This is a genomic window from Marinifilum fragile JCM 15579 (genome assembly GCF_001310955.1).
Taxonomy (GTDB): Bacteria; Bacteroidota; Bacteroidia; order Bacteroidales; family Marinifilaceae; genus Marinifilum; species Marinifilum fragile.
Genome location: NZ_BAZX01000004.1, coordinates 67,037 through 82,773 on the forward strand (window position 1 = coordinate 67,037; position 15,737 = coordinate 82,773).

At 35.8% G+C, this 15,737-nt stretch carries 16 protein-coding genes; 8 read left to right on the plus strand and 8 right to left on the minus strand.

All coding sequences use genetic code 11. The features are described from left to right. The first annotated feature begins 15 nt into the window (after positions 1 to 15). The 3 genes from trxA to JCM15579_RS04955 all read left to right on the plus strand — a co-directional run bounded on the left by trxA (position 16) and on the right by JCM15579_RS04955 (position 2,144). Entirely contained in the window at positions 16 to 333 is a 318-nt protein-coding gene (gene trxA, locus JCM15579_RS04945; protein ID WP_054716587.1) for a thioredoxin, read from the plus strand. Positions 334 to 399: 66 nt separating this feature from the next. Further along, a complete protein-coding gene (locus tag JCM15579_RS04950; protein WP_054716590.1) occupies positions 400 to 1,323 on the plus strand; it encodes a DUF58 domain-containing protein in 924 nt (307 codons plus the stop codon). Positions 1,324 to 1,424: 101 nt separating this feature from the next. Then, positions 1,425 to 2,144 carry a toxin-antitoxin system YwqK family antitoxin gene (locus tag JCM15579_RS04955; protein ID WP_054716593.1) on the plus strand — a complete coding sequence of 240 codons (720 nt, stop codon included), beginning with the start codon at positions 1,425 to 1,427 and terminating at the stop codon, positions 2,142 to 2,144. A gap of 1 nt (position 2,145) precedes the next feature. Here JCM15579_RS04955 and JCM15579_RS04960 read toward each other — a convergent pair whose 3' ends face one another. From JCM15579_RS04960 to JCM15579_RS04985, 6 genes are all read right to left on the minus strand, one after another. Next, the gene (locus JCM15579_RS04960; protein WP_054716596.1) at positions 2,146 to 3,219 is read right to left on the minus strand and encodes an endonuclease/exonuclease/phosphatase family protein; all 1,074 of its coding nucleotides are present in this window, start codon (positions 3,217 to 3,219) and stop codon (positions 2,146 to 2,148) included. 8 nt (positions 3,220 to 3,227) lie between these two features. After that, on the minus strand, positions 3,228 to 4,160 hold the full coding sequence (locus JCM15579_RS04965) for a rhomboid family intramembrane serine protease (RefSeq protein WP_245625832.1): 933 nt from the start codon (positions 4,158 to 4,160) through the stop codon (positions 3,228 to 3,230). Between the two features lie 55 nt (positions 4,161 to 4,215). Next, positions 4,216 to 5,037, minus strand: a complete 822-nt coding sequence (locus tag JCM15579_RS04970; RefSeq protein ID WP_054716599.1) for a rhomboid family intramembrane serine protease — start codon at positions 5,035 to 5,037, stop codon at positions 4,216 to 4,218. Positions 5,038 to 5,162: 125 nt separating this feature from the next. Beyond that, on the minus strand, positions 5,163 to 7,142 hold the full coding sequence (mutL, locus tag JCM15579_RS04975) for a DNA mismatch repair endonuclease MutL (RefSeq protein ID WP_054716602.1): 1,980 nt from the start codon (positions 7,140 to 7,142) through the stop codon (positions 5,163 to 5,165). Between the two features lie 21 nt (positions 7,143 to 7,163). Continuing rightward, positions 7,164 to 7,514 (minus strand): hypothetical protein, encoded by a 351-nt coding sequence (locus JCM15579_RS04980; RefSeq protein ID WP_054716604.1) that lies wholly within the window; start codon positions 7,512 to 7,514, stop codon positions 7,164 to 7,166. Between the two features lie 184 nt (positions 7,515 to 7,698). Further along, entirely contained in the window at positions 7,699 to 8,502 is an 804-nt protein-coding gene (locus tag JCM15579_RS04985) for an ion transporter (protein ID WP_054716607.1), read from the minus strand. A 142-nt stretch (positions 8,503 to 8,644) separates the two neighbouring features. Here JCM15579_RS04985 and lpcA point away from each other — a divergent pair, with 142 nt between their 5' ends. From lpcA to JCM15579_RS05010, 5 genes are all read left to right on the plus strand, one after another. Continuing rightward, positions 8,645 to 9,220, plus strand: a complete 576-nt coding sequence (gene lpcA, locus JCM15579_RS04990; RefSeq protein ID WP_054716610.1) for a D-sedoheptulose 7-phosphate isomerase — start codon at positions 8,645 to 8,647, stop codon at positions 9,218 to 9,220. 249 nt (positions 9,221 to 9,469) lie between these two features. Next, positions 9,470 to 11,008, plus strand: coding sequence for a YifB family Mg chelatase-like AAA ATPase (locus JCM15579_RS04995; protein WP_054716611.1), 1,539 nt, complete (start codon positions 9,470 to 9,472; stop codon positions 11,006 to 11,008). Positions 11,009 to 11,357: 349 nt separating this feature from the next. After that, on the plus strand, positions 11,358 to 12,029 hold the full coding sequence (locus tag JCM15579_RS05000) for an inorganic pyrophosphatase (protein ID WP_054716614.1): 672 nt from the start codon (positions 11,358 to 11,360) through the stop codon (positions 12,027 to 12,029). A 325-nt stretch (positions 12,030 to 12,354) separates the two neighbouring features. Further along, complete coding sequence (locus tag JCM15579_RS05005; RefSeq protein ID WP_054716617.1) at positions 12,355 to 12,876, plus strand: GNAT family N-acetyltransferase; 522 nt, start codon at positions 12,355 to 12,357, stop codon at positions 12,874 to 12,876. 44 nt (positions 12,877 to 12,920) lie between these two features. After that, positions 12,921 to 13,295: a four helix bundle protein gene (locus JCM15579_RS05010; RefSeq protein ID WP_054716620.1), complete on the plus strand. Its 375-nt coding sequence runs from the start codon at positions 12,921 to 12,923 to the stop codon at positions 13,293 to 13,295. Between the two features lie 34 nt (positions 13,296 to 13,329). Here the strand turns inward: JCM15579_RS05010 and JCM15579_RS05015 are convergent, their stop codons facing one another. Further along, positions 13,330 to 13,713, minus strand: a complete 384-nt coding sequence (locus tag JCM15579_RS05015; RefSeq protein WP_054716624.1) for an ABC transporter permease — start codon at positions 13,711 to 13,713, stop codon at positions 13,330 to 13,332. Next, positions 13,659 to 15,737 carry an ABC transporter permease gene (locus JCM15579_RS05020; RefSeq protein WP_054716627.1) on the minus strand — a complete coding sequence of 693 codons (2,079 nt, stop codon included), beginning with the start codon at positions 15,735 to 15,737 and terminating at the stop codon, positions 13,659 to 13,661. The genes JCM15579_RS05015 and JCM15579_RS05020 overlap by 55 nt, the downstream gene beginning before the upstream one ends.

The window sequence follows — 15,737 nt, forward strand, 5'->3', positions numbered from 1 at the left end:
AAAAAATAGATTACCATGACAATTGAAGTAAACGATTCTAATTTTGAAGAAGTTGTTTTGAAATCAGATAAGCCAGTATTGGTGGACTTTTGGGCAGAATGGTGTGGTCCATGTAGAATGGTTGGTCCAATTGTAGACGAATTGGCAACTGATTACGATGGAAAAATCGTAGTAACCAAATTGGATGTTGACAGCAGCCCTGCAACTTCAGCTAAATTTGGAATCCGTAATATTCCTACTGTTCTTTTCTTTAAAGGAGGAGAAGTTGTTGATAAGCAAGTTGGAGCAGTTCCAAAATCAAGCTTGGCAGAAAAAATTGATGCTCTATTGTAATAGGAGTATAAAAATATGTAGGGCATAGAGGTTGATCTATGCCCTTTTTTTATTTGAAAAATTAAAATGGTAAAGCAATTATCCGACCTGATACAGTTCGAACAATTCGATAATTTGGAATTACTTGCACATCAAATTGTGGAGGGATTTCTTATTGGTTTGCATCGTAGTCCGTACCATGGCTTTTCGGTTGAATTTGCCGAGCATCGTTTGTACAACAAAGGAGAATCTACCAAGCATATCGATTGGAAGCTGTATGCCCGTAGTGACAAAATGTTTGTTAAACAATTCGAAGAGGAAACCAATCTCAGGGCCTATATTGTTATGGACACATCCTCATCCATGTTGTTTCCTTACAAAACCAAGCATCAAACCAAATTGGGGTATTCGGTTTTATGTGCTGCAGCCTTAATTCACTTGTTGCGTAAGCAACGCGATGCTGTGGGGCTTTGTACATTTTCGGATAAGATAGATCTTTTAACTCCATCTAAGCTATCTCTTACTCATGCTCAATTATTGTATTCTCACTTGCACAAGATTTACAATACCGAAGAGATAGGCAAGGAAAGAGAAACCAAAATTGCCGATACTTTGCATCGTTTGGCAGAAAGTTTACACAAGCGCTCGCTGGTGATTGTTTTTTCTGATTTTACGGGAGCAGAATCACCAAAAGAAATCATGGAGTCTTTGCAACATTTGCGATTCAACAAGCATGAGGTAATCCTATTTGCAGTTCGGGATCATGAATTGGAATTGAATTTCAACTTTGAGAATCGTCCAAGTCAATTTGTTGATTTGGAAACCGGTGAAAGCTTAAAACTAAACCCAACTGATATTAAAGAAATGTATCAAAAAGAGCAGCAAAAGTTTTTTACCGAATTGGAATTGCTGTGTAGTCAGTTTTCTATTGATTTAATTGAGGCCGACATTCGAAAGGAGTTTAGCAATGTACTGCAATCGTATCTTTTGAAGAGAAAGAAGTTTATGTAGCTTATTTATTACCGAATAATTTTTAAGTTTTCAATGTTTAATATATTTTTATTGGGAATAACTCATATCATTTTTGGATAGCACTAATTAAGAGTCTCCTGATGAAATATAAATTTGTATTCCTTTTTGCTTTAGTTCTGTTTGCCTGCAAGCAAAAAACTGATCGTAGTTCGACTAAAGATCAGAATTTTGTGGAAAATGGTGTGGTGAAGAAGTACGATGAGCAAAATAGATTGTCAGCCGAGATTACCTACCAAAATGGAGTGCGTAATGGAGTTACCAGGTATTACTATTCTTCTGGTGTGTTAAGCGATGAAATTATGTATGTTGATGATGAAAAGAGTGGTGTTGCAAAAAAATATCACAAAAATGGAAACATCTACAGCTTAACACCATACATCAACGATAAAAAAGATGGGATTCAGAAAAAGTATTATGCCAATGGTAAAATTTGGGCGGAAACACCTTATATGAGAGGTCAGCCAGGAATTGGACTAAAGGAGTATAAGCGTGATGGTAGTTTGCGTGAGAAATATCCAGAAATTGAAGTTCAAATACTAGTGAAATCAGATCGCATTATACTAAAGTTATTTCTAAGTAATTATTCGAAAAATGTGGTGTTCTACATTACAGAATTAATGAAGAACCAATACATTCCACCTGCGGCCAAGCCAATTTACGCAAAAGGAGGATTGGCTCGCTATGAATTCATGTTGGATTCGCAATCAAGTTTGGATACAACTCTGAATATTGTTGCTAAATATCAAACCAAAGATTATAATATTCACGTTTCTACACGCGAATTGGTTCTTAAGAACTAGCTTATTTTTCTACAAAATTAAGCTCTGTAATTATTGGAAAGTGATCGGAATACTTTTTTTTGATTCGCTCGTAATTGTGACATACCGTTTTATTATCATGTAGGACAAAATCAATTCTAAAAGAAGGAAAATCTCCAGAATAGGTTGTTCCAATTCCTAATCCTTTTTCCCGAAAACAGTCAATTAATCCATCTTTGATTTTGTGGTAGGTATAAGATTGGGCTGTATCATTAAAATCTCCACAAACAATTGTTGGATGATGAGATTTAGCTACATGTCCTCTGATGATTTCAGCTTGTTTGGCTCTGCGAATAAATGCATGTCGCAATCGGAATGAAATGTCTTTAATTTCGTTTAATTCCTCTTCGTCAGCCTTAAATTCTTTCTTGTTGATGAAAGCATAATTTCTTCCTCCCAATCGGTTCGATTCCAGATGAAGATTATATACTCTTACTATTTTACCATTCTTTTTGATATCAGCATAAATGGCATTGCACCAATTGCCTTTTTCGAATTTAATTTCTCCTTTTTGCACAATTGGATACTTGGAAAATATGGCAACTCCATTGGTCTTTTTGCTCAAAAACAAATATTTACAAGCTGTGGCTTTTTTCAGGTTATAAAGGCTTAGTAATCCATTTCGTGTATTGTAATATTCCTGAAAGCAATAGACATCTGCTTTATTTTGCTTTAAAAGTTCCACCATTTTGTTTGGTGTTTTCTTGTCTTTACTCCACTCATATTTATCGAAAGCTCTTACATTATATGTCATCAGTTTAATGGATGGCGACTCGCTTTTGTTCTTATTCGGTCTGTTGATTTGAACAAAATCTTGTAAGTGGCCATATCCTATTAATATTACAATTAATGGAATTAAGAAGCTCCATCGTCTTCTTAGCATCCAGTACACCGAAAAAATCACATTTGCCAAAAGCAAATAAGGATATGCTAAACCCCAAAATGCTGGCAACCAAAATTCTTCGGGACTTATATGTGGAGCAATGTAAGAAATGAGTAATGAGCCTGAAAAAATCAGACTAAAGGCAACCAGAGCTTTATGGAGGAAATTTTTCAATGTAGACTTTACTTTTGATTGCTTGATTTAAATAGAATTTCCTTCTCCTCTTTACTTAAGCTGTCGTATCCCGATTTGGCAATCTTGTCCAAGATTTGATTCAATTCTTCCTGATTTACTTTCTTCGATTTGTTGTATTCTTCATCAGACATGTTGCGAGTGTTTTTATAACTTACCTTCATTTTCTTTTTGCGCTTGAATAAACCAAAAAATGAATTCATTATGGAGTTAAATCCACTTGAAATATCTTTTCCTTTTCGCAATTGCGATATAAAAAGCCAACCGTAAAAAGCTCCTCCAAAATGGGCAATATGCCCGCCTATATTCACACTTTCCGATAGGTAAAGCAAATCCATGACTATAAAGAACAGTGCGATGAATTTTATTTTTACAGGTCCAATAAATATCAAGTGAATAATATGATTTGGCGCATAAACAACAACAGCAAACACAACTGCCATAACCGATGCTGATGCACCTAAAGCATAGGCAATAAACTTAGCATCATGCAGTGCTGGGAAAATATTGTAGGAGAAAAGATAAATGGCTGCTCCTGTTAATCCACCAATTAAATAAACGCTTAATAACTTTTTCTGATCGAGATAGGTTAAGAAAATCTTGCCAAACCAGAAAAACCATAGCATATTCATTAGGATATGCATGAATTCGGTATGCAGAAACATATAGGTGAATACCGACCATGGTTGTCTGATTAATGTTTCAGGATAAGCAGGAACCATCAATTGACGAACAATGATATCATCAATATTAGAGCCTGTTAGCATACTAACGATCTGCAAAAGTTTTATAGCAAGAAATAATCCCAGGTTAACGTAAATTAACTTGGTAAGATTGCTTCCTTGTTTGAAGGAACTTTTAATTCCCTCCCAAATGTTTTGATTGGAATAGCTCTGATATGGATTGTTAAAGTTCATGTTCATAATCAAGCTTTATTATCGATATAAACTTCCTACCTAAATTTTTATTGTATGTAATTTAATAAAAGCGATTCGAATTCTTTTGCCAATACTTTATTAGAATAAAGCCGAATATCATACCTCCCAAATGGGCAAAGTGAGCGACATTATCACCTGCTTGATTTTGAACGCCGAGGAACAATTCTAAAACTCCGTAACCAATTACAAAATATTTGGCTTTAATTGGAATTGGTGGAAAAATTAACATTAATTCAGTATTTGGAAAGAGCATACCAAAGGCCAAAAGAATTCCAAAAACCGCACCTGAAGCTCCAACTGTAGGAGTATTTATGCTGCCTTCCAACATTCTATTTGCAAGAGCAATGGCTTGATTTGTGGTATTTGCATCGTTTGGATATTCTGCCCATTGATTGATGAAATCATAAACCCAAGGTTTAACAGGACCAACATGTTCGCGAACAAATTGAGAAAGCAAATCAGGAGTTGGCGTATTAATAAAAGCATCCAAGGCATTTTTCATCGACATGTAATCGAACCAATTTACCAAAGTATGGATTAATGCCGCACCAATCCCTGTAACCATATAATACAATAAAAATCTTTTTGATCCCCACACACTTTCCAAAACACGGCCGAACATGAAAAGAGCGAACATGTTAAAAAATAAGTGACCAATTCCACCATGCATAAACATGTGAGTAATGAATTGGTGGGGTCTGAAGAATTCAGACTTGAAGAAATGCAATGCCAATAGGCGATCAATATCAAAACCAAATTTGCTTCCAATAACCATAGTTCCCAGAAGCATGATAACATTTATAATCAAAAGATTTTTAACCACCGGAGGTAAATTCAACAGTGGAGGTCTGTATTGTGTCATTTGATATGCTTTTAAAATTCATTTGAAGTCTAACAATAGTCAGACCAATTTAAAATTACAGGCTTCGGCCCATAATTGCAAGACAGTTTGTCAGGCTAAAAGCCTTGTTTGTAGAATTTATTCTATTATTTAAAGCGATTTTCCAATTCTTGAGTTTCCAAAACCGAAATTACTGGCTTTCCATCAGGTGTATAGTTGGGAAGATTGCAAGCAAAAAGCTGATCAATAATCGAACTCATTTCCTCGTTGGTAAGTGATTTCCCATAGTTTACTGCCGATGCTTTTGCTAATGATTTTGCCAAATTCTCTCTTACTTTTAGTTTTACATCGAGTTGATTGGTTTTATAGTTTGCCAACAGATTTTCCAATAATTCTTTTGGATCACAATTCTGAATATCAGCAGGAGTTCCATTGATCACGAAAGTTTTCTTTCCAAATTCTCTAATGTCAAACCCCAAAGCTTTTACATCTTCTAAAATCACTTGTAAAAGAGTGTAATCAGAGGCATTTAACTCAATGGTTTGTGGAAACAAAGTTTGTTGTGCAATTCCCTGTTGATTCTCCAAAGAACTCATGAACTTTTCAAATAAAATTCTCTCATGTGCCTTTCTCTGATCGATGATCATTAAGCCGGATCGGATAGGTGTAAGGATATATTTGTTTTTCAGCTGGAAAAAGTTCTTAGACTTTTGAGGTTGATCTACAGCTTGAAGCTTAGGTTGTTGAGGCATTGGTTTTTCTGGAGCCTGGAAATAGTCAGGAATATTTTCCCTGTCGATTACCGGCTGCTTTTCAACAACTTCTTTTTTAGGAGTTTGATCTTCGTACAATTTTTCCCAATCGCCTGGAACTTGCTTTTTAGGAGCTCTGCTTGCAGAAGTATCGGGACTTTTGGCTTTAAATTCCTGGAAAAAAGGATTTGACTCGATTGAACTTGCCGATTGTTCGAAAGGATTATAGCTCTTTTCAGAATCAAAAGGATTGTAGTTCGATTCAGCTTCAAATGGATTAAACTCAGGATTAACCTTAATCATTGGTGCTTCCACCTCAGTATTGTCGTCAGCAACAGGAATCTCTAAACTTGTGTCTTCATCAAAATCGATAGAAGGAACAATATTGAATTTTCCCAATGCCTCACGAATTGAAGCCTGAATGATTTGATATATGGCTCTTTCATCCTCAAACTTAATTTCCGTTTTGGTAGGATGAATGTTGATATCGATAATCTTAGGATCTACATCGAAAAAGATAAAATACGGAGGAATGGTTTCCGGAGGCAAAATTTTGTCGTATGCCTGAATAACAGCCTTGTAAAAATAAGGATGTCGCATGAAACGATTGTTCACGAAAAAGAACTGTTCTCCAGTATTTTTCTTTGCATTTTTAGGTTTACCGATAAATCCGGTAAGGTTCACAATACTAGTATCTGTATTAATGCTGATTAATCGGGAATTCATACTTTTCCCAAAAACATTAATAATTCGTTGACGAATATGTGATGCAGGAAGATTGTAAATCTCGCTTTCGTTGTGAATTAATGTAAATGCAATATCAGGATGAGATAAAACGATCCTGTGAAATTCTGTAATAATATTTCGAAGCTCGGTAGAATTTGCTTTCAGGAATTTACGACGAGCAGGAACATTAAAAAACAGGTTTTTTACGATAAAGTTACTGCCATCACTACAAGCTGATGCTTCTTGCGAAACCAATTCGGAACCATCAATTACAATATGAGTACCCAGCTCATCTTCGGTTCGTTTGGTTTTTAATTCAACATTGGCAATTGCGGCAATGGAAGCCAGAGCTTCTCCACGAAATCCCATGGTACGAATACCAAACAAATCACCAGCTTTGCGTATTTTCGAGGTTGCATGTCGTTCAAATGCCAATCGAGCATCCGTAACCGACATACCGCACCCATTATCAATAACCTGAATCAGGGTTTTACCTGCGTCTTTTAGATTTATTTTTATGGAACCAGCACCGGCATCTATCGCATTCTCAACAAGTTCTTTTACCACCGAAGCCGGTCTTTGTACTACCTCACCCGCTGCAATTTGGTTGGCAACGCTGTCAGGTAGTATCTGTATCAAATCTGACATATATAAGTTTGAAATTTGATGTTAGCGATTAGATTTTAAACTCTTCATAGCACCAATAATCTTTTCAATCAATTCATCCCAACCAAAAACGTATACATAGGCTGCAACTGCAAGAATCACAAAGATGATGATTAATCGAAAATTTGATTTTTGTCTGGTACCTCTTGCATCGGAATATTTATGGCGCAACTCACTTTTCATTCTCCCTTTTATATTGGGAATGTACTGTCCATTTTCATCCTTAATTCCAAGTTCCGACTTAATTCTTCTTTCACGCTCTTCTCTTTCCTCCTTGGCAGGATCCCAATAACGAGGCTGTAAATTAAATCTCTTATGTTGAGGTCTTTTAAAGAAACCGCTAGTAAATCCCATAATAAGTTGTTTTATACCTTGTTGCTAATAAGTGGTATAGGTGATTGTTATTCTTCTCCCAACAAAATAAGCATCCTTATTCTTGTCGTTAAATGAGACCTACAAATATACCTATAAAATCTGAATTTGCTTCGATAATTCACATGGATACATACGTTAAAAAATGCAAAAAGGCGTCTCTAAACTAATTCAGTTTTGAGCCACATTCACTGCAATATTTTGCATCATGGTTATGCCCTTCCGACAAACATTCAGGGCAAACCTGGGTCGAGGTTTTCTGGGTATTGTGCTTGGTTAATTCTGCAGTTACGATTCCTGTGGGAACAGCAATAATTGCGTAACCAATAATCATTACCATACTGGCCAATAACTGTCCCAGAGAAGTACTTGGCGAGATATCACCATAGCCAACTGTGGTTAATGTTACCACTGCCCAGTAAATGCCTCGGGGAATACTGGTAAAACCATGTTCGGCTCCCTCTACCAAATACATTATAGTACCAATGATAATGACCAGTGTTAATACACCAAATAGGAACACTGATATTTTATAGCGACTTTCTCTTAAAGCACGAATGATAACAGCACTTTCTTTCAAATATCGATTTAGTTTTAAAATTCTGAAAATCCGAAGTAGTCGAAGAGCTCTAATTACCATTAAACCTTGTGTGCCGGCAAAGAAGAGGGCCAAGTAACTTGGCAGTACCGCTAATAGATCAATGACTCCATAAAAGCTAAAAATATATTTTCGAGAATGTCTTACAATCCAGACTCTGAGAATGTACTCCAAACTAAAAATAGCCGTAATAACCCATTCTGTAATTTTTAAAAAATCATGATACTTGTTTTCTATGGAAGGAACGCTCTCCAGCATTACAAGCAGAATACTTAGCAGAATAATGATGAGTAATGCAAGATCAAAAAACTTTCCTGCTTTGGTATCGGCCTCAAAAATTATTTCGTAAAGTTTCTGTTTTATTGTTATCATGTATTGAACTATTGGATTTAATAGTAAACTTAGAAATAAAACTTGAAAAGTCCATTTAGAATTGATCGAACAGAGATTAATTTATAATCCATTATTCTTAATTATTCGTTGCGTTTCGTATTTTTGGTAAAAATTTAAAAACATGATCATAAACGATATAAAGCAAAGTTTTCTTGACGCTCAAGCCGTTTTAAATGAGTTTTTGGCAAACGAAGAGAACTTTAAAGCCATTGAAAAAGCAGGTGAAGCCATGGCTGAATCAATTAAAAATGGAGGAAAAGTAATTTCTTGTGGAAATGGTGGATCAATGTGCGATGCCATGCATTTTGCTGAAGAATTAACTGGTCGATTTCGAGATGATCGTCCGGGAATGGCGGCTGTTGCAATCTCTGATCCTAGCCATATTACCTGTGTTGGTAACGATTATGGTTTCGACTACATTTTTTCCAGATATGTTGAAGGTATGGGACAAAAAGGGGATGTTTTTCTTGGAATTAGCACATCAGGAAATTCCGCTAACGTGATTAATGCGATTAAATCTGCCAAAGAAAAAGGGATGACTGTAGTTGGATTAACAGGAAAAACAGGAGGCCAAATGGCAGAAATGTGTGATGTAGAAATTAGAGTTCCCTGGAAAGCATACTCTGATAGAGTGCAGGAAATTCACATCAAAGTAATCCATTGCTTGATTCAGTACATTGAAGCAAAAATGAAGTAAGAGTAAAATCATAAAATATTTAAAGCTGTAACAGATTTCTGTTGCAGCTTTTTTATTTATACAGTTCATCGTCGAACCAGTAATTTTAGTTGGATAACTTAGTAGCGGAGACACCTATTTGACTTCTCAATTGGAAAAATATTCATTTTCAAGCCTATTTGTAGTATTGTAATTGGAATTATGTTTTGATGAGTTGTGGATTATTGTTATATTCATAAAGTCATTCTTTTTATATAATATTATCAAACTATGCTTGTTAAGACTTATGGAAGTGCCGTATACGGTATTCATGCCACCACAATTACCATTGAAGTAAATGTTTTTCCTGGCGTACGCTTTTCCCTTGTAGGATTGCCCGATAATGCAGTGAAGGAAAGTCAGCAGCGAATCGACTCCGCTTTGCGCGAGGTAGGCTACAAAATTCCAGGGAAAAAAATCATCATCAATATGGCTCCTGCCGATATTCGAAAAGAAGGATCGGCTTACGATTTACCCCTTGCCATTGGAATTTTAACGGCAACCGAGCAGATTGCCTGCGACAAGTTGGAAAAGTTTGTGATTATGGGGGAATTATCGCTCGATGGCAGTTTGGTACCCATAAAAGGAGTTTTACCCATGGCGATTCAGGCAAGAGAGGAAGGATTCGAAGGTTTGATTCTCCCCAAAGCAAATGCCCGGGAAGCAGCCGTTGTGAACAAGTTGAAAATTTATGGCGCCGATAACATTAGCGAAGTGATTGGATTTTTAAAAGGAGATCTAGAAATTCAACCTACCCAGGTAGATACAAGAGCGGAGTTTTACGCCCACCTGAATAAGTTTCCTCACGATTTTGCCGATGTTAAAGGGCAGGAGAATGTGAAAAGAGCTTTGGAGATTGCTGCAGCCGGAGGCCACAATATCATCATGATTGGCCCACCGGGCGCAGGAAAAACCATGCTGGCAAAACGAATTCCAGGCATTCTGCCACCGCTTAGTTTGCAGGAAGCTTTGGAAACAACCAAGATACATTCCGTAGCAGGAACTTTAGAGAAGGACAGCTCCTTAATGACACAGCGTCCGTTTCGGGCTCCGCACCACACAATCTCGGATGTTGCGCTCGTCGGTGGTGGAACTTATCCGCAACCCGGAGAAATAAGTTTATCGCACAATGGGGTGTTGTTTTTAGATGAGTTGCCCGAGTTCAAGCGAACCGTTTTGGAGGTAATGCGTCAACCTTTAGAGGACAGAACCATTACCATATCCCGAGCCAAGTTCACGGTAGATTACCCGGCAAGTACCATGTTGATTTCCTCCATGAATCCATGCCCTTGTGGATATTACAATCATCCGGAGAAAGATTGTTTGTGTGCTCCGGGAATGGTACAAAAATACCTGAGTAAAATTAGTGGTCCGCTTTTGGACAGAATAGACATTCATATCGAAGTGGTTCCGGTTACTTTCGACAAGATATCGGATACTCAATTATCGGAAAAAAGTGAAGTAATAAGAGCAAGGGTAGAGCAAGCCCGACAAATTCAGGAAGAACGATTTAAAGAAGAGGAAGGTATGCACTGCAATGCTCAAATGAGTTCCAAACTGTTGCGCAAATATTGCCAGCCCGATGAGGCAGGAAACCAACTGCTAAAAACCGCCATGGAGAAAGTGGGCCTTTCGGCTCGTGCCTACGATAGAATCCTGAAAGTTTCGAGAACCATAGCCGATTTGGCGGGCTCGAAAAATATAGAAAGCGACCATTTGGCTGAAGCCATTCAGTATAGAAGTTTGGATCGCGATGGCTGGGGTGGGTGATGACAATTGGCAATTAACAATTAACAATTAACAATGATCAATTAGTAATGAATAATGAGGGTCTCACTTGTTGTGAGGCTCTCAATGATTCGCATTAGAAAATTCGCTTAGCATCCTCACGATGCTAAGCGAGGACATTTCTAAATACTTGGTTCCAGAAAATTAAAAGATTCTGAAGTACTTTGACACAAATGGCAACCAACTTTTGACGGAAAACACTCAAATTTCATGATTTAACAGAAAAGAAAAAGACTTCTGGGTAGATTTTTACATGGTTTTACTACATTTGTTTATACCAAATGAATAAAGTTCGTTGTGCCAAAACGAAACTTACAAAGAAACACTTACTATGGGAAACAAATTAAATGATCCGATTGCAAGATTAATGGGCTTGCGATACAAGTCGCATCCATGGCATGGATTGGATATCGGAGATAATGCACCAGAATCGGTAATGGCATTTATCGAGATGGTTCCAACAGATACAGTTAAATACGAGGTAGATAAGGTAAGCGGATATCTTAAAATTGATCGTCCGCAGAAGTACTCAAATGTAATTCCTGCCTTATACGGATTTTTACCACAAACCTATTGTGGTGATTCTGTTGGAGAATATTGTAGCGAACAGTCGGGCAAACCAAATATAAAAGGTGATGCTGATCCATTGGATATTTGTATTCTTACTGAAAAGTCGATTTCTCACGGTGATATTATCGCAGAGGTTCGTCCGATTGGTGGATTTAGAATGATTGATGGCAACGAGGCGGATGATAAAATTATCGCAGTTTTGATTAACGATGCCACTTACGGCCAGTTTACTGATATCAAGTGCATGCCTGATGTAATTGTTGACCGTTTGAAACACTACTTCTTAACCTATAAGGATATGCCAGGATTGGATCGTCAGGCTGAGATTACACATACTTATGGTGTTGAAGAAGCACATGAGGTAATCAGTAGATCGATGAACGATTACAAAACCAGATTCGAGAATTTGGAGGATATTTTGAAACACGTTTGAGCAATTAATAATGAGTAATTATTAATTAATAATATTGAAGCGATGGTTCGTAAGAGCTGTCGCTTTTTTATTTTTAAACGCTTATTTTCCGGTAGCTTTGTGAATTCGCAGATCATACACTGCATCTTTGTGTTCAGTTTCCCTTGTGTTGGATTATAATAAGATATTCTTTAGGAATATCACTTTGAGTCCTTTGTGAAAAACCTTGGAGTTCTTGGTGGTAAACCTATCGGTGTTTCTAAATTAGAATCATTATAGAGAAAAACTTGCACAACTCGCAGAATTGTACGAGATTAAATATTCAATCAAATTTTAAAATGAAAAAATGAATATTATACTTGAAACCGACCGACTTTACCTACGCGAAATACTTCCTGAAGATGATGAAAAAATGTTTGAAATGGATTCCGATCCTGAGGTTTATAAGTTCTTGGGAAGAAAACCGATTAGAGACATCAACCAAAGTAGAAAGATGATTGAAAATATCATTCACCAATACAAAGAAAATGGCATTGGTCGTTGGGCAATTATCGATAAAGAAACGCACGAATTTATGGGCTGGACAGGTTTTAAACTCGAAAAAGAAGAGTTGAACGGATACAGCAATTATTACGATTTGCGTTTTCGTTTACTGCGCAAATATTGGGGCAAAGGCTACATTACCGAAGCAAGCAGGGCAGCCATTGAATATGCTTTCGAAAAGCTGGATATCAAAGAAATCTGCAGCATGACTTTGGTAAGCAACAAAAAATCACAAAAAGTACTTGATAAGCTAGGATTGAAATTGGTAGATAAATTCATGTATCAAGGCGAAGAGATTACCTGGTACAAACGCACTAGACAATGAACAAATAACAATTAGCAATGATCAATGTATAATTAAGAATTAGAATGACTCAAAAGAAGTATCAGAATATTATTGTTGAGAAATCGTATCAATTTGCAATTAGAATAGTTAAGCTTTGTCAGTATCTCAATAAAGAGAAAAAGGAATTTGTGCTTTCCAAACAGTTACTTCGAAGTGGTACTTCTATAGGAGCCAATGTTGAAGAGGCAATTGGCGGGATTTCGAAAAAAGATTTTACTGCTAAAATGTCTATTGCCTATAAAGAAGCCAGAGAAACCAATTATTGGATTAGATTACTTAAGGATACAGATTATATAGATGAAAAACTTTTCAAATCATTGAATAAAGATAATCAGGAGCTATTAAAGATACTGTATTCCATCATTAATAGCTCCAGACTTGTAAGTTCAACCAATTGATAATTCTTAATTAATCATTGTTAATTGAATAGGTTTATTCATAGCGAAGCGATTCCACCGGATTTCTTTTTGCTGCTCTCCACGATTGCCATGATACTGTTAGTAAGGCAATTCCCACGGTAATGATTCCTGCTAAAACAAAGATCCACCAGCTAATATTTGTTTTGTAAGCAAAGTTATTCAGCCATTTGTTCAAGATATAATAGGTAATGGGGCAGGCAATAACAAAAGCAAATGCAACCCATTTTATAAACTCACCATTCAACATACTTAAGATTTCTTTTGTCTTAGCTCCGTTAACTTTGCGTATCCCTATTTCTTTAATTCGCTTGTTAATGATTAAAATGGTTAAGCCAAATAGTCCTAAAGATGATATGATAATGCTATAATGGCCGAGTAGGTTATAATTAAACTCCATCTTTCTTCGTTTTGATATCTTGCGTTTAACTGTTCATTCCAGAATTTGTAATCCAGTTCCTTGTTAGGAGCAACTTTATCCCAAGTGTTTTTTATAAACTGAATGGTCTCAGCCTTCTTATCTGCTTTGTATTTTAGGAAAGCAAATTTACTTCTCTTGCCGAAATCGGCTCTTAAAATTAACGCAAGAGGTTTAATTGTCTCTTTGGTAGAATCGAAATGAAAATCGTTAATGACTCCTATAATTCTATGTTGTTGTCCATCTATGGAGATGGTTTCATTTACGATTTCACCTTCCGGATTGATGAAAGACGCTAGTTTTTGATTTACTATCACCGATTCAAAATTCGGAAGTTCAGGTTTAAAGTTTTTCCCTTGTATAATTTTAAGATTTAATGTTGAGATATAGTTGTGATCCACATATAACAATCGAGCTTCAACATTTTCTTCATTAGAATTTTGAACATATCCCATTGATCTGCCACTCACATAATTTCGATCTGAAAAAGAATGAGATGTTATTCCAGGATATGCAGATATGTAATCACTTAGGGTTCGCTTTTCTTTTTCACTCAAATGATATACTCTAAGGTTAATTACATTATCAGAAGAAAATCCCAATTTTTTGTTTTTCATGAACTGTGTTTGTTTTATTATTCCAATGCTTAATGCAATAAGAATAATGGACAAAGTGTATTGCAGCATGACAAAAGATTGAAATGGGCCAATTTTTTTATTTTGAGTATCCCCTTTGGAGATTATTTGTTGTTTGTATTTTTTCTGTAGTTTAACTACTTGAATTAGACTAGTGATTAAAGTAATTAGAAGAATTGTTGTTACTAAAAACAAAAGGAAACCAGGTATGTTAATAAGTTCAAGATAGACCTCGTTTTTAGTTAATATTTTCATTACAGGCAATAACTCATAAGTTAAAAGTATACCCAGTACAAATGCGATAAGAGTAAGTATAATATTCTCGAAAAAGAATTGAGCAAATATATGCTTTGGCTTAGCTCCCAAAGTCATTCTAATGCTAATGTTGCTCACATTTCTTAAGGTTTGCCCCAAAGTGAGCATTATGAAATTACTACAGGCAACAAATAGTATAAAGAAGCCTACAACAGATAAAATGTACAAACTATTTTTATTGTTGGTTTTTTCGTAATCATTCTTCTTATCGTTTAAGTATATTTTTTTTAGAGGTAATGAAAAAGGAACAAAGCAATCACTGGTTTCAGCAAGGTATTTTTTTGATTGATATAGTTTGATCGCTTCTTGATAAAAATCTACCACTGTTTTGCTTACCAATTCTTCAGCTATTTTGGCATTTTCGGTTCTGTCTATTTTATAAAATACTGATGATTTCCCGAAGAAAGTATTTGACCATGGAAGTTTATCGTTGGCATATTTATAAGGTATCAAACCACTAAACTGAATACTCGAATTTTTTGGAGGATCCTCCATGATTCCTGAAATAACAAACGACTGATTTTCAATTTTTGGAAATTGAACCTGTAATCCAATTAATGAATCAATACGGCACGAATGAATTGCTTGAAATTTATTTGCCAGGCTTTGGGTAATCACAATCTCATTCGGATTTTGGAACAATCGATCACGATCTCCCAGAAGTAATTTGAATGTAAAAATCTTAAAAAAATCTGGTTCGGTAAGGTAAATGTTTTCTTCTAAATTGTGATTTTGAAATATGATAGTAGGTCCGTGTGACCCTCTAATTGCGGTGCACTTATCTACTTGAGGAATTTTTTCTTTTATAATTTTTGATAATTGGTAATCGAGTAGTGCATCATCTTCTTTAATTCCATTTTCAAAGGTAAGCGTATAGTTAAGTTTGAAAATTTTATTTCCCTCTACATGAAAATTATTGTAATGAAATTCTTGCGTTAAATACAAGTATATTAGGAGAAGACAGGTAGATGCAACAGTAAAACCTACTATCGAAATAATAGAATTTAATTTGTTCTTTAGAATATTTCGAAATGCATAATGTATGTTACTTTTCAT